The organism is Mesorhizobium sp. M4B.F.Ca.ET.214.01.1.1, from assembly GCF_004791545.1.
GTDB classification, from domain to species: Bacteria; Pseudomonadota; Alphaproteobacteria; order Rhizobiales; family Rhizobiaceae; genus Mesorhizobium; species Mesorhizobium abyssinicae.
The window spans coordinates 1-14,841 of sequence record NZ_SRUX01000031.1; the positions used below are offsets into that span (position 1 = coordinate 1).

At 58.2% G+C, this 14,841-nt stretch carries 11 protein-coding genes and 2 pseudogenes; 2 read left to right on the forward strand and 11 right to left on the reverse strand.

Features of this window, described 5'->3' with window-relative positions; translation table 11 throughout:
- Window positions 1–533: 533 nt before the first annotated feature.
- Window positions 534–871: pseudogene (locus tag EN857_RS36390) on the forward strand (LysR family transcriptional regulator); the annotation flags it as partial.
- 367 nt (window positions 872–1,238) lie between these two features.
- Here the strand turns inward: EN857_RS36390 and EN857_RS32735 are convergent.
- The gene (locus EN857_RS32735) at window positions 1,239–2,540 is read right to left on the reverse strand and encodes an IS110 family transposase (protein ID WP_236473627.1); all 1,302 of its coding nucleotides are present in this window, start codon (window positions 2,538–2,540) and stop codon (window positions 1,239–1,241) included.
- Between the two features lie 672 nt (window positions 2,541–3,212).
- Here EN857_RS32735 and EN857_RS32740 point away from each other — a divergent pair.
- Window positions 3,213–4,130: a LysR family transcriptional regulator gene (locus EN857_RS32740; protein ID WP_091600624.1), complete on the forward strand. Its 918-nt coding sequence runs from the start codon at window positions 3,213–3,215 to the stop codon at window positions 4,128–4,130.
- Window positions 4,131–4,178: 48 nt separating this feature from the next.
- Here EN857_RS32740 and EN857_RS32745 read toward each other — a convergent pair whose 3' ends face one another.
- The 10 genes and pseudogenes from EN857_RS32745 to EN857_RS32790 form a co-directional block, all read right to left on the reverse strand.
- A complete protein-coding gene (locus EN857_RS32745; RefSeq protein WP_091600623.1) occupies window positions 4,179–4,982 on the reverse strand; it encodes a TIM barrel protein in 804 nt (267 codons plus the stop codon).
- Window positions 4,983–5,146: 164 nt separating this feature from the next.
- Window positions 5,147–6,208: a LacI family DNA-binding transcriptional regulator gene (locus tag EN857_RS32750; protein ID WP_091600622.1), complete on the reverse strand. Its 1,062-nt coding sequence runs from the start codon at window positions 6,206–6,208 to the stop codon at window positions 5,147–5,149.
- 278 nt (window positions 6,209–6,486) lie between these two features.
- Window positions 6,487–7,770 carry a dicarboxylate/amino acid:cation symporter gene (locus EN857_RS32755; RefSeq protein ID WP_281033076.1) on the reverse strand — a complete coding sequence of 428 codons (1,284 nt, stop codon included), beginning with the start codon at window positions 7,768–7,770 and terminating at the stop codon, window positions 6,487–6,489.
- Between the two features lie 388 nt (window positions 7,771–8,158).
- Complete coding sequence (locus tag EN857_RS32760) at window positions 8,159–8,920, reverse strand: sulfotransferase (protein WP_024505871.1); 762 nt, start codon at window positions 8,918–8,920, stop codon at window positions 8,159–8,161.
- 287 nt (window positions 8,921–9,207) lie between these two features.
- Complete coding sequence (locus EN857_RS32765; RefSeq protein WP_091600620.1) at window positions 9,208–9,996, reverse strand: ABC transporter permease; 789 nt, start codon at window positions 9,994–9,996, stop codon at window positions 9,208–9,210.
- 3 nt (window positions 9,997–9,999) lie between these two features.
- A complete protein-coding gene (gene nodI, locus EN857_RS32770; RefSeq protein WP_091600619.1) occupies window positions 10,000–10,914 on the reverse strand; it encodes a nodulation factor ABC transporter ATP-binding protein NodI in 915 nt (304 codons plus the stop codon).
- A 261-nt stretch (window positions 10,915–11,175) separates the two neighbouring features.
- The gene (gene nodC, locus EN857_RS32775) at window positions 11,176–12,501 is read right to left on the reverse strand and encodes a chitooligosaccharide synthase NodC (protein WP_091600618.1); all 1,326 of its coding nucleotides are present in this window, start codon (window positions 12,499–12,501) and stop codon (window positions 11,176–11,178) included.
- A gap of 15 nt (window positions 12,502–12,516) precedes the next feature.
- Complete coding sequence (nodB, locus tag EN857_RS32780) at window positions 12,517–13,176, reverse strand: chitooligosaccharide deacetylase NodB (RefSeq protein WP_091600617.1); 660 nt, start codon at window positions 13,174–13,176, stop codon at window positions 12,517–12,519.
- On the reverse strand, window positions 13,173–13,763 hold the full coding sequence (locus EN857_RS32785) for a NodA family N-acyltransferase (protein ID WP_063169401.1): 591 nt from the start codon (window positions 13,761–13,763) through the stop codon (window positions 13,173–13,175). The genes nodB and EN857_RS32785 overlap by 4 nt, the downstream gene beginning before the upstream one ends.
- An 854-nt stretch (window positions 13,764–14,617) precedes the next feature.
- Window positions 14,618–14,841 (reverse strand): annotated as a pseudogene (locus tag EN857_RS32790) (beta-ACP synthase); the annotation flags it as partial.

Below are 14,841 nucleotides of genomic sequence, written 5' to 3' on the forward strand. Positions count from 1 at the left end.
GCCGACGAATGACGCAGGCATTCCCTCACCGCTCTCCGACTCGGCGCGTTTCTTGATCAGGGCAATGACGTCCGTTGCGAATTGATCGGCCATTCTGTTTCCTGTCTTTCTTTCCCGCGTTTCGACCTGGACGCGGCTCAGTTCCTGAGGCGCGCCGCCTCGCGAAAATAGCCACCACGCTTGTGCGACTGACAAAGCCCAATGCTCATAAAGCCGGATCAGGTCCGGCCGGTGTGTGGCGTAGGTGCAGTATGACGATGTGAGCCGCTACACCGTGCGCGTCTCCCAGTCTGTCCATAGGCTCGGAAGAAGTCGGACAGTTTGACATGGCCGGTCAGTTGCAACTCCCTTTCCCAACACTCCACTGCCCGGTAGAGCGCATGAAAAATCTCCTTTCGGGCGGTTTCTTAAGACGCTCGCCACGCCATGAGGCAGTGGGGCATCGGTGTCCGTCAGGTGCTTCTGCCCATGCAGGATTCCACAACATTGATGAAATCGTTTGTTTCGATGAAAGGCATCCACACTTTGGATAGTTGACCACGCGTTTCAAAGGTCGTGAACTACATCTCCTCGTTGTGCTCGACGCACTCCCGACAGAGCGCAACCTCATGGGCGCGGCATGCAAGATTAACCGAGCCCAGCCGGTCATGAGTGCGGCCGGCGCTCGGCTGCTCGATTATTTGCGCGATGAGCTCGCGACCATGTCCGCGGAGGTATTCAAACTTAACGCTGCGTCCGGGAGCTCTTGCCCTCCAGTTCGCGACGCTCTCCTGCCCATCCAGTGCTCGTTTATTTCGTCGGATAGTTTGACCCGGCTCTACCGAATCGCCGCTTCAGGATCATTCTTTCCGATTTCGTCACGCTCGTATTTCTGCCGCGCCCTACACCGATTAGGCGCGAACAAACTGAGCGCCTTGGAACCCGAACCCGTGCGTCGTGACCGGGAGCATCCGGGGCGAACTCATGCGCTCGGGGGCATCGCATCACCGGACGGCGACAGGCACGGTCGACCGGCATCTCGGCATCGGCTGGGAATTCGTCCATGGTCTGCATTGACGACGCTTCCTGAGGCCACGTAGCTCTTATGCCAAGCTGGGCGCCCGGGTCGAGCGCGTAATGACGACAATTGCTTCGCTACAGGTCAAACGCTTTCCGGGCCACCTGCAAAGTCTTCACCCGGCCGTACAGCGCCCAAGACCACTGATGTGATCGACAAGAGCCTTGTTGATAAATCTGCGCTATTCTCCTGTCGCGCACGGACGACCGCGTGGCGAAGAGCAGGGTCCGAGATGAGAGCCCTGCCGCGCAGCTTCTATCGTCGCGCCTCGTTTGCGGCATCCGTGCCTACCCTCTTCGGACCTCGTGGGTTCCAACCGGCGGCGAGGCGTGCATAGGCGCCCTCGGCCTGCTCCACCCAGCGGCGCTCTTCTTCCCGGTGGCTCTTTATGTTGTAGGCGTGCGCGGCTCCCTTTTGGCCGCGCACAGCCTTGCTCCCGGCCTTGAGTTCCACATCGCGCAAGCTTCTTGGCATGCAGGGAGGGTCGAGCCCACGCGTAACTCTCGCCCTTCATCAACAGATGCCAGATCACGACAGAGAGTTTGCGTGCGGTTGCCACGGCCGCGACATGCTGTCCGCGCCGGGCTCGCACGCCGCAGGGAGAAGGCTCGCAACGGTCCGGGAGCACGAGCGGCCGCCCAGGCCGCCTCGACGAGCATGCCGCGCGCATGACCACGGCCCTGCTTGGTGATCCGCCCATGGTAGGCCGGACCTGGCCGGACTGTCGGACGCTTGGGTTCAACCCGAGATAGGTCACGAGCTTCTGCGGATCGTCGAAGCGCGACACGTCGCCGATCGCCGCCTTCATCGCCAGCGCGACGGTGATGTCGACGCCGGGAATGGTCATCAGCCGCTTCACGCCTTCATCCTCGAGAGCCGAGCGGGCAAGATCGCGTTCGATGACCTGGAGGTCTTCGCCCAATCGGTCGAACTCGCGCAGATGCCGATCGATCGCGAGGCGCTCGTCCTGCGGTACGACCTGCTCGATTAACCAGGTCCGACCCTTGGCGCCGCACAGGTCGGCATGCGGGCAGGACGGGATCAGGTGGCTATGAAGGATCGACTGGATGACGGTCTTCAATCGAGATCTCTGTCGGACAATCTGATTGCGCCGTGTCACCTGTCGACGCAGAGCCTGCGTCGGCTCGTCCGCAATCCAGACTTCTGGCAAGAAGCCGCTGGCATAGAGCTGCGCAAGAACGTCGGCCTCGATCGTCGTTTTGATCTTGGCATAGGCAATGATACGCACCTGTTTCGGGTTGCCGATCCCCACCTTCTTCACATGCGGCGCAACCACAGCCGTAGCGGACGTCGCGTTGCCGGTGGCCTCGATCACCCCGACATCGTTCGGCGACAGCTTCGCGGCGAACGCCGCCAGCAGATCGCGCCGCATGTCGACGCGGCCGAGTCGCCTGAGCCTGCCATCCTCCCATGCCACTGCTTCGGCGAAGGCGCGGTGAATATCCAGTCCGATGATGCGCATGCCCGTTCCTCCTTCTTGGCTCGGTCAAAGACGGGAGCTGGCGGGTAACACGACATCTACTGATCCGCGCTCGCAGCGCCTCCGGGAAAGTCGCGAGGGGCGGCGATGTAACGAGCTCGGGCTCTCAGCCCACGGTCTATTGACGGCCTGCCTGCACCTTCGTGCTCCCGGTGCCCCACGTCCCGGATGGGCTCACCATAAGGGCGTTCCAAAACAAGAACGGCAGGACGAAAAGGCACCACAGATCACCACCGGATAACAGCAAGGCCAAGCGCTTCGTTCAGACAGGCTTGCGCCAATGGGCTTAGGCCGAGCCTACAACAGCTCTCAAAAACGCTGCCGAACTGCTGCATTGGCTTCGCCGATACAACACAGGCCTCACGGCAGCTTAGGATCAAACCGCCCATCAGTCGCCTCGGACCACGCCTTGCTAGGTCGGGGCCGCCGAAGACGCTGGTTGATAGCCCGGCGCCATCGGCCCGGCATTTCAAACCGCCAATCTCTGACCTGCACAGTACGTACGATTGCTCGCTTCGGCAGATCACGCGGCTCATATGTCGGACCTTAACGTCATCCATCATAAACTTTTTGCGACAAAAGATTGCAAGAATGCTAAATTGTTAAAGTCGTTTGTTTCGGTTAAAGGCATCCATCCCATGGATGGCTGATGACATGCGTTTCAAAGGACTTGATCTAAATCTCCTCGTTGTGCTCGACGCACTCCTGACGGAGCGTAATCTCTCGGCGGCGGCACGCAGGATCAACCTGAGTCAGCCCGCCATGAGTGCGGCCGTCGCCCGACTGCGCGATTATTTCCGCGATGAACTGTTTACGATAAGAGGTCGCGAACGATTTCTAACCCCGCGTGCGGCAGCATTTGCCCCCGCAGTTCGCGACGCTCTCCAGCACATCCAGTGCTCGATTATTTCTTCGGATCCGTTTGACCCAGCTCGAGCCGATCGCCTCTTCAGGATCATTCTTTCCGATTTCGTCACGCTCGTGTTTTTCGAAAAGCTTGTGGAGCGTATTGCACGGGAAGCCCCCGCCGTCAGCTTCGAACTGCTGCCTGTCGACGATAGCCCCGATGAGCTTCTCCGGCGCGGTGACGTCGATTTTCTAATTCTACCGGATATGTTCACGTCGAGTGTGCATTCAAGCGTTCCGCTGTTTGACGAGAAGCTCGTGTGCGTAGGCTGTCCCACAAACAAGCAGCTGCCACAGCAGCTTACATTCGAGAGATACATGTCGATGAGGCACGTCGCGGTCAGGTTCGGGCGTACGATGAAGCCGTCTATCGAGGAATGGTTTTTGCTTGAGCATGGCCTTAAGAGACGTGTCGAGGTCGCCGTGCAGGGCTTCAGCATGATTCCACCTATGGTGTCCGGCACAGCTCGTATAGCGACCATGCCCTTGCGGCTGGTCAGGCATTTCGAAAACACGTTCCCCCTGCGGGTTATCGAACTTCCGCTGCCATTTCCCACATTCACCGAGACCCTCCAATGGCCGGCCCTCCACAATAGCGATCCGGCAAGCATCTGGATGCGGGAGATAATGATGCAAGAGGCATCTCGGATGGCTGTCCCGCTGTGAACCCACGGAAAATTCAGGCGCACCTATAGTCACTACTCCTGTCACCATCTACTCTGACGACAATAGCCCTCGCCGGATAAAGTCGATGCTGGCGGCAAGTGCGCCTGCGAGATCGTCCAGAGAATGGACTTCCTCGACCAGCTCGAACGAGAAAGGTCCCGCGTAGCCGCCATCCAGCAGCGCCTGAATCTGGCTGCCATTGTCGGAACCTGCAAGAAAGCGATCGGGGTAAATCCAGAAGGTCGGGTCGTTTACGCTTGAAATGTGCACCAGGCCGGTAAGCTCGCAGAACAGGCATGTCTCCCCGGCCAGGGTGTGGTGGAACGTGTCGTGCACGAGGCGAAAGACGGACTGGCCATCAACCGCGGCAACGGCCTCGGCCGCTTCCTTCTTTGATCGAAGCGAGCAGGTTCGGAAACCCAGCGGCTCGATAAGACCGATCAGACCCCGCGACTGGAGGATTGGCTTGATCTCGTTTAGAGCGAAACGAAGATTGTCCTGGCGCTCGCTATTGGTGGGCCACGAGCTGCGGTTGGCCGGCACCAAAACGAGCGTCTCCGCCCCGCACGCCGTCGCATAATCGGCGAGGTTGCTTGCCTCGGCCTGACGCGTTGGAGTCCAGTCGTTGAACCGCTGCAAGGCGTTGACAGAGATGATCGTGATGCCCGCTTCGGTAGCGGCAAACCGGACGTCCGCAGCCGGAATGCCGCGTGCGACAGGATTGCTGAAATGAGGGTAACGGATTTGGACGTCGGTCAGGCCTTGGTCACGGGCAAGCGCGAAAAGCGCACTGACGTCAAGGCGGGGCGCCGCCATGTGATCGAGTGCAAAGCGGGGCGATACCTGGCGCATTGCTTGACTTTCCTTCCATGAAGCGCGGCTGCCATTTCGGCATCCGGCTTCTTTCAAGACGGAACCACGCCGGTTCACAGATCGGACAGAGACGGCCGAGTCAATCGAGCTTTCCTTTCATCGGTGAAAGGAAAATGGGCGCTCATGATAGAAATCCATCAAGCTCAAATATTTTCCGGAAGATAAATGTCGAACGGCAGAAATGTCTGCCCCGGGCTCTCCGCGACGCCGGCTTTGATGGCCCGCTCCATTGCCATTATCAGCTCCTGGCAAAGTCGGCGCATTGGCGTGCCGACCGCCATCGTCAAGATGTCATCCGCAAGCGCCCCACGTGACTGCGGCGTCATTTCACTCACGATCGCGACGAGATCCTGACCGCTCCCCTCTTCTCGGAGCGCGGAAATTGCCCCCTCTATCCCCCCGCCGGCCATATAGAAGCCGACGAGCTCTGGTTCCCGCTGCATAAGATCCAGCAATTTTTCGTAAGTGAGCTGCCGTTCATCAAGGTTCACGAGCGCATCAAGCACCTCGAATTTTGGCGCGTTCTCACGAAAATACGCACGAAAGGCCGTTTCCCGCGTCGCATGCGCCTGGAAGCGATGGCTTCCGACAAACACCGCCACCTTGCCGGGCCGTTTTGCGGTCTTGGAAAACACCCAAGCGGCAGTCCGTCCGACCTTGCTGTTGTTGAGGCCGATGTAGCCCTCGCGCACGCCATCGGCGAAGTCGGATAGCAGCGAAAATACCGGGATACCTTTCGCCTTGAGCTCCTCGACTGATGCTGTGATTTTCGGGTGATCGGCCGCCACCATGGCGATCGCCTGGCAGCGGCTCCCAAGGTCCTTAAGAAGCGGGAGCAGGTCACGCGGCAAATGTGACTGCGCGAACTCGATGATCGGAAGGCCGTGGAAGGATTTAGCCATACTGACCGACTCTTCGATCTTGCGAGCGAAATCTTGGTAGAAATCGTGGGTAGGTTTTCTCAAGATGAAGCCCAGCTTGTAGTGCGGCAGGTGCTGCTGCAAGCGCTGTTTGATGAGACCGGCAGCATGATAGCCGATCGCGTGCGCGGCCGCATGGACCCGCTGGGCGGTCTCCTCTCGCACCGGAAGGCGGACGTTCAGAACCCGATCGACTGTTGCTACGCTGACTCCGGCTTCGCGGGCGAGATCGGCAATTGTGACGCGCTTTCCCCTAGCGATTCTGATCGGCCGGTCCTCCATCATCCGGTGCGCTCCCGCGACGGCTTGGGGCGGCAAGCTGAAATAGTTCCCACACCCGGCGGTTGATAGCGCATTCGACGAACAGCGCTCCATGCGCACCCAGATGAGTTTCCGTGAACCGTTCGTTTGCTTAGGGGCTTCATGGTGTTGTATTACTCACTGCGTTAGTACTCTATTTCCAGCGCTCTTTGGAGGCTGGCAATTCGACTGTTGTGGCAAGGCCGCGACTTACACGTCGCGCTGTTGCGATTTTGCTTGCGGGGAGCCAGTTTGATGTAACCCTAACCGCGGAAAGCGGCTTCCATCCGTGACTGGTCCAATTCGCCTTCCCAGCGAGCGACAACGAGCGATGCCACCGCATTACCGACTAAATTCGTCAGCGCGCGGCATTCCGACATGAAGCGGTCCACGCCAAGAATTAGAGCCATTCCGGCAACGGGAACACTCGGCACGACAGAGAGAGTAGCGGCCAATGTGATGAAGCCGGCGCCGGTGACGCCTGCCGCACCCTTCGAGGAAAGCATCGCAATTAGCAGCAGGAGGATCTGATCGGCAATTGACAAATCTGTGTTCGTCGCCTGCGCGATGAAGAGGGCGGCGATCGTCATGTAGATATTGGTACCGTCCAGATTGAATGAGTATCCAGTAGGGATGACGAGACTTACGACCGAACGCGCGGCGCCGGCCTTCTCCATCTTCTCCATGAGCGAGGGCAGCGCGGCCTCCGAGGAGGACGTTGCCAGGACAAGCAGCAGTTCGTCCTTGATGTAGCGGACAAGAGAAAAGATCGAGAAGCCGTTGTAGCGGCAGACCGCGCCGAGAGCCCCGAACACGAAGAGGAAGGCGGTAAGATAGAACGTCGCGACCAGTATCGCGAGGTTGGCCACCGAACCGATACCGTATTTGCCGATCGTAAAGGCCATTGCGCCGAAGGCGCCGATGGGTGCAGCCTTCATCAGAATGCCGACGAGCTTAAAAATGGGGGCGGTAAGCGCCTGGAGAAAGGTAACGACCGGCCTGCTCGTCTCTCCGGTCATCGCCAAAGCAATGCCGAACAGGACCGAGAAGAACAAGACTTGCAGGATGTCGCCTTCCGCGAAGGCACTGGCAATCGTTGACGGGATGATGTTCATCAGGAAGCTGGTCACGGACTGCTCGTGAGCCGTGGCCACATAGCCCTTAACGGCTTGGACATCGAGCGAGGCCGGATCGATGTTGAGGCCGGCGCCAGGCTGAACGATATTCGCGACAATCAGTCCGACAACGAGTGCAAGCGTCGAGAAGGTGAGGAAATAAACCATCGCCTTGGCGGCAACTCGGCCGACCTTCTGCAGATCGCTCATGCCGGCAATGCCGGTCGCAATTGTCAGGAAGATGACAGGTGCGATAATCATCTTGACGACTTTGATGAAGGCATCGCCGAGCGGCTTCAGGCTCTGGCCGGTTTCCGGATAGAGATAGCCAATTGCGGCACCCAGGACTATGGCGGCAAGCACCTGCACGTAGGTCCGGGCAAAATGGCGCTTGCGGGGCGCTGCGATCGCGCGGGGGACTTTTGGAACCAACACCGTTTCTCTCTCCCTGACCGGATCGGGGTGGGGGCTCCTCCTTCTCCCATGCTGCGCTCCGGTCGAGCGCTGCTGTCATCTCGGAGCAAGCGCCGTGCCAACTGGAGGCCTGTCCCGTCCAGCGAGATTGGTGCGGGTTGCGCACTGGAACCCTCCACCTTTGCCGGAATTTGCACTCAAGGCTCGCCAAAGATCGCGTGAAGAAGTGCTTCGCCAGAGAGGGAATTGACCAGGTCGCCTTGCGGCCGTGCCTTTGATGTTCGCCGCAGATCGAATGCCGGCCGATATCTGTCGTCTTGGTGACTTTGGTTGGTCAGTTTTGCGACGGAATGCGCGCAAACTGTAGGATATCCTACACGCCCATCAGAGCACGCGGGACAAGCGATTAAGCGTAGGAGCGCATCGAATCTCCGAGGTCAAAAAATCTTGAATAAGGTCCGCGTGCGAAGTGAATCCGCAACTCGTCAAAGTTCTCCACCGTTTGATCCAGCGGTCGCGTTTCCTGGCGCTGCAGGATGGCGTTATCTGATGGCTCAAGCGCTGGAACGCCCAGGAAATCCCAAACCGCTCCCAAGCATTGGGCAGGTTCATGAAGAAGGCTCTCGTATTCCATTACAAGCAGGTTGGTCGACGTGAAGGAGTCCATAACGCGAGCGTGAAAATCGTCGGCGGCTTTGAAATAAGCCTCACAGTCAGCGATTGACAACCTGACGCTCGGTGGCCGAGCGGTATCGTTGTCCGAGCTGAACTTCAGCCACTGACCGCTTTCCCTGGCCTGCACAAAGGAACGGAGCGATTCCAATACGTTTCGGCGAACAACGAGGATGACCTTGAGTGCTGGCCAACGAGCTAATTCCGCAAAGAATGCTGGACGCTCGCGAAACTGAGGTTCATTGATCTTGCAGCCAAGATGCGTCACATTCTTGTAGTCGCGCATAGGGCAGCGCACATAGGCAAGCTCAAGAAGCTCGCGATCCGTGCCTAGCAGGCGATCCGTGCTGGGCCAATTGGGATCATATTCGTTTAGCAACTCACCGTTACTCAAAACGGTCGGATGCTCGTTTAGCAATTCTTCTAAATAGTGTGTTCCGGTCCTTGGCATAGCAAGGATCACAAAAGGCTCAGGAGTTGGTTCGTTGTGGGTCATTGCATGTGTATCCAACTAAATAATGGCCGCGACGGTCTGGGGACGCGCACAAGAAGCTTGGCTGCTATCGCTTGAACGCTCCGGGTGGGTCCGCGCCTCACCACCCAGCCTGTACTCCGAGGTGTGGTCGCGAAGATGGGCGCGTGCCTGCAGCGGCTGGGTGGCGCCCGGCTTCGGCGTTGTTGTACCACTCGCGATTCCTGGCACACGCATGCCTCCGGGCCGCTGTGGGCAGTTTGCAATCCGGCATTGCGGACCTCCTTCTCGTTGATGGGCGTAGGTAAGCGTCAACGCATTAGTCGTCGATGAAACAGTCCAGCCGACACAAAAAAAGGCAATACAGCGAACATGCAAAGTGCGCCTATATGCAGCCCTACATTGTCGCCCAGGCGGCCGAGCATCACCGGACGGATTAGATCGATAGAATTCGCCAGCGGCGAGAAGGCCGCAATCTGCTGAAACACTCCTGGCAATTGGCCGACTGGAAAAACCGCGCCCGAAAGGAACAGCATAGGTGTGATGACAAGCGTCTGATAGAAAATAAAATAGTGATAACTGGGCGCGAGCGCGATGACGAGCATGGCCAGGCTCGCAAAGGCGAACCCGGTGAGAGCGATGACCGGCAGCACGTAGAGAACCGACGTCCACGCGGCATAACCTAGCGCGGCGGCAACAATCGCAATTGTCGTACCGGCCAGAAAGGCCTTTGTGGCTGCCCAGGTCAATTCACCGAGAACGATGTCGCCGAGGGTAAGTTGTGTGTGCAAGATTGCTTCCCAAGTGCCCTGATCGCGCATTCGACCGAAAACCGCGTAAATTGTTTCGAAGGTCGATGCTGTCATCGCGCTTGTCGCAACCATGCCGGCTGCCAGAAAAGCGATGTAGGATGCACCTTCGATGCGGCCTACCAACAGTCCAAGGCCAGTGCCGAGCCCGAAAAGGTAAATCATCGGATCAGCAAGGGTGCCGAGCATTGAAGCAAATGCCACCTTCTTCCATGCCAAATGATTGCGGCGCCACACCGCGATCCAGTTCCAGGCGTTGGCGGGTAGAGCGGCCGCAAGACGTTCACCCATTGCTCACTTCTCCATCTCACGTCCGGTTAGCCGCAAGAAAACGTCCTCCAGACTGGGTGGACGCTCCAGAATACGCAGACCCGCTCGACCGCGAAGCTGGATGCGCACATCCTCCGGATCAGGCGCATAGCAAAAGAGCGTCTCGCCGCTTACCTCGATACGCTGAACGTACGGCCTGATCAGCGAAATCAGCTCCTGTGGATTGCCGCCGAAGATCTCGATCACGTTGCACCCAATGTACTCGTCGATCAGCGCATGAGGACTGCCCTCGGCGATCTTGCGTCCCCGCTCGAGAACACACAGCCGATCACAAAGCCGCTCAGCCTCTTCCATGAAATGGGTGGTCAAAATGATCGTTTTTCCGCTCGCCAGCAGGAAACGAAGTCGCTCCCAGATCAGATGGCGGGCATGCGGGTCGAGGCCGGTCGTGGGCTCATCCATCACAAGCAACTGGGGGTCGTTGATCAGAGCACGTGCCAGCGTCAGGCGCCGCTTCATCCCGCCGGATAGCAGGCCGACACGTGAATCCGCCTTGCTCTCAAGGCGAGCGAACTCGAGGAGCCGTGGGATGACGGCGTTGATCTCTCTTGTTCTCATGCCGAAGTAGCGCCCGAACACCAACAGGTTCTCACGTACCGTAAATTCCAGGTCGAGATTGTCGAACTGCGGGACCACGCCTATGCCCTTGCGGGCCAAGCGGCTGCGTGCCGGCACTGGTAGACCGAGGACTGTTATATCACCCGCGTCAGGCCGGGTCATACCGAGGAGCATACGCGCAATCGTGCTCTTGCCTGCGCCGTTCGGCCCCAGCAGACCGAAGCACTCTCCCGATGCAACGGTGAAGGACAGCCCGTCCACAACGAGCTTGTTTCCGAATAATTTGGTTACGCCGGTAAGGTCGATTGCTACATTGGACATGCGTCTATCTCAAGCGGAATGAGTCCGATTGGCCACCGGCAGCTTACTTACGAATCTGGTTCAGAGCAGGCCACCGCCTTGAGATGGCACCTTTGGAAAGTCGCGGCCGGAGCGACGCGTGTATCGCTTCCGCCAAAGAATTAACGTCAAGATGCCACGTGTCGCTTCCAGATAGTTCCCGTTCTGACCATAGGTAACTCGACAAGCTTCACCACGTGTCGACTGACACAACTTACTCGGTCACCCGGCGCTGCAAGGCCGTCAGACTTCACCAGCTGTGAGCGAAAGATCTGCAGTATGAAGTGACTCCGCAATTCCAGAATTGCCCGCAGCATTTGCTCCGGCAAGCGGCGTCGCGCTTGTGATTTCCTTTGTGCTTCTGTTGGGCAGGGGAACACTTTTACGCGACAGCCAATCGCTATTGCTCAATGTACACAGGGCGTAAGCCTTCAAGGGGATCAACAGGAATATCCTGATTAACGCGTGCATTGAATAGCCGATGAATCGAAGCTGCCGAGTGCGGAAAGATAACACCGTAGATCTGATTATGGTCATGGTGACAATAGCCAGCACCGTCCACCAATTTACTGTATGTGAAAATAGTAGCTCACCGAGCGCCGTTACTACCGCGATGCCGAGCAACAATGGGCCGAGATTCTCTCCCATCACATCCAAAGTTAGATAGCGATCCAGGCCACGCAGTAGACCTCGCGCAAGCATCGTGTCCCGGAAAGTGCTCCGTGCCCAGCGGAGTTGTTGGCGCAAATAAGGTCCCATCTTGTCCGGAACGACTGTCGCCGCGACGGCACCTGGAACGTACTCGGTTCGAAAGCCTGCTTTCAGCATGAGGATCGTAAGATGACGGTCTTCACCGAAGTCGCTTGGTTTCCCCCTGAACAGCTGCGTCTCGTATTGATCCAGCAGAGAAAGGAGACAAGACCGGCGGTACATTGCACATGGGCCGCAGCAGCACATGACCGCACCAAAGCGACCTTGCGCCGCGCGCTCCTCATTGCAAGCCAGCCAGTATTCCATATCGATCAATCGGGTCAACCAAGTGTCGCTGCGGTTGTATGCCGTCAGCTGGCCCATGGCCGCTCCGACCATGGGATCCCGCATTTTTACTGCAAGCTTCGTGATCACGTCGGACGCAAGTGTCGTGTCAGAGTCGACGCTGAGCACGAAATCTCCAGATGAGCGGCGGATGGCGGCGATCTGCGCCTTGCGTTTGCCAACATTCTCGCGGAGCAGAATGAAATTGAATCTCGGGTCGCCCTCGTAGGCGTGATGTACCGGGATGACGGCATTACGATTTCCAGAACCGTCGTCAACCAGATAGACCTGAAATGTTCCGGCGTAATCTTGAATTGCGATGGAAGCTAAACACGCCGCGAGTGTGCGCGGGTCCTCATTGTAGCAGGGGATGATGACATCCACGCTCGGCCAACGGTCGGATCCGAACAAGCTTTCCGACGGCGGCGTAACATTTTCCGGTTGGGAGTAGACCGCTTGCATGCCTCTGTAAACAGTCGAGAGCACCGCATAAGACGAAACGGCAACAGTACTGGCTGTGGTGAGAAGGTCCATAGGATCTCTGTTTGTTCAGGGATGTTGAGGAAGTGATCGGATTACAAATCCGCGGCCGTGCAATTCTGGAATTAGGCGTGACAACGCTGTCACCGTCTGGTCGCGCAGACTGGCTTGATTGCCTGGTTGCAATTCGTCGGGAGCGCACCCGTCGTGCAACAGCACGATTGCGCCCGGCCGGATATCGGCGAGCACTCTGTCGACGATGGCGTCAACGCCGGGGCGAGACCAGTCGCGTGGATCAATGGACCAATGGACGGGCGCCAATGCCGCACCCGCTGATGCAGCGATTACTTCTTCGGTCCAGATGCCATACGGTGCACGAAAGTACCGAACCATGGCCTGCGGGCAAGCCATCCCTATGACTCTGTTTGCCTCAACTATCTGGCGGTCGACTTCGACGGGCCCGCATTTAGCCAGGTCCGGATGAGTCATCGTGTGGTTGGCTATACCGTGCCCGTCTGTAATAATTCGGCGAACGAGTTCCGGCTCGTCGGCCGCGTAGGCCCCAACAACGAAGAAGGTCGCCGGCACCTGATGTTGCGCCAGCACATTGAGTATCTGCGGTGTGAAAAATGAATTGGGACCGTCGTCAAACGTCAGATAGACGCTGCGCTCTGCAATGCCATCGGCATTGTCACTCTGCCCTTCGCATATGTAGTCCAGAGGCTTCATAGTTCCGGACCGTTCCGGTCGATCAGGGTACCGGACGGCCACTCGTCCATCGAGCGTCCGATCGGCGAAACCAACACGAGTACGTCTTCCAGGCGCGTGGGCGGCAGGTCGGGATGCACGTCTGGACGGGTCGACCGTACGCGAACGCCCGACACAATGTTCGCGAGGCCGGCTCTGCAGAATCTTTCGACATGGTTTCGCAGCGCGTGCCGAACCGTGCCGAAAGCGAATGGAACACCCAACTGATGGAGCACTGGGTACGCCACGCGCATCGAAAAACCGATTCCGAGCCCTTCAAGATCCGGACGAACCGCGTACAGGCCCAATTCAGCGACGATCAAGTCGACCTCGCCAACTTTGATGAAGCGCCGCAGCATGCCGATGTGAGCCGCTACCCCATGCGCGTCGTAGCCGATTGCGCGGAATTCCGGCCTCGCGCCGGCCCAACTGCGGCCGCCTTCGAATGGCTCCGCGTTGAAGGCGCCAGTCCGTCCATAGGTCTTTCGAAAAAAGTCGGAGAGTTCGACATGGTCGGCCAGTTGCAACTCATTTTCCCAGCACAACTTCCACTCGACATTCGGGCGCATGGAAGACCTCACCTTGTAGCTGTCCGGTTGAGATAAATGTCCAAGCATTGGTTAAATAATTGGCGTCGCCCCAACGGGGCGTAACTTGTGGAGACCGCCGAAAGACCAAGCCGCAATGCAGATGCGACTGACTTTGTACGCCCCGCACACCAGATGATGCTCCTCGGATCCAACGCAACCATCGGAACTACCTATCTTTCCAACTTGAAGCGCTTCTATGGGACCTGCAGCAAAAACGGTAAAATCCTTTGTTTAGATGAAAGGTATCCACGCTTTGGATAACTGGGCGAATGCGTTCCATATGGCTGGTCAATTATCGTCGTCACGCTCGAGGCACTTCTGACGAAGCGCAAAGCTCACGCCCGCGGCACGCGCGGCCGTTGCCGGGCCGCTCGATTATCTCCGTAAGAGCCCGAGCGGAGCTCAGACACGACGATTGATCAGAATCTGATTCGCGGGTTCAGTATCTTTTTCGTGTATCCAGCTCTGGGCTGTCCTTTGGCGGGAGTTAGGTTCGCCCAGGTTCTGAGCCTGGGGCGTCGGCCCGTTCGCCGCACAGGCTCCTTCGCACATCGTCGAGGCCGAGAAAGAGGTGGCCACACAGCTCCCCCTGTACTTTCCACCACCCGACACCAGAGCTCACCCAGGGCGCCGGCCTTGCTCACCTCAACGGATAGCGCACTCGCGCCGCTTCACGATTAAAAGAATTCTACAAGCAGATGCCTGTTTGATCGTGAGACGTCCGCTGCCAATTCCCGCATCGCAGAGGCAGCCAATAGCGCTCGCTTCACATAGTGGTCCGGCAAGCAGCTAGATACGACAGGTGACCTCAAATGAGGCGTCTTGCATGGCTTCTACACCTGCCTGAATGCCAGAACTGCGTTCGTGCCGCCCATGGCGAAGGCGTTGCTCATGGCGACGCGCACCTTGCGCTCGCGCGGCACATTGGGCGTGATGTCGAGGTCGCAAGCGGGATCTGGCTCGCGATAGTTGGCGGTCGGCGGCACGACGTCCTCTTGGATTGCCATCACGCAGGCGATCATTTCAAGCGCGCTCGCTGCGCCGAGGCAATGCGCGT